General features: G+C 59.2%; 1 protein-coding gene. It reads right to left on the bottom strand.

Annotated elements, in window-relative coordinates; genetic code table 11:
- Nucleotides 1-16: 16 nt before the first annotated feature.
- On the bottom strand, nt 17-238 hold a 222-nt coding region (locus tag QP415_RS12850; RefSeq protein WP_285100332.1), incomplete at its 5' end, for a dihydrodipicolinate reductase C-terminal domain-containing protein.

The raw sequence follows: 238 nt of genomic DNA, 5'->3' as shown, positions 1-238 counted from the left end.
ATACCAAGGTCGATGCTCATAGAAGCCCCGGCAGGTCAAGGACAGTATCCAAGCCGATCGACAGACCCGGATGCTTGCTCACTTCACGCACGCCTAACAAAACGCCGGGCATGAAAGAGAAACGGTCGAAGGAATCCGTGCGGATCACCAGCTGTTCACCAGGGTTGCCCAGCAGGATCTCTTCCGAGGCTGTCAGGCCACGCAGGCGGACAGCATGGACAGGCACGCCGTCTACGGC

This window comes from Pauljensenia sp. UMB3104 (genome assembly GCF_030217285.1).
GTDB lineage: Bacteria > Actinomycetota > Actinomycetes > Actinomycetales > Actinomycetaceae > Pauljensenia.
This window is presented reverse-complemented; position numbering and strand designations above follow the sequence as displayed.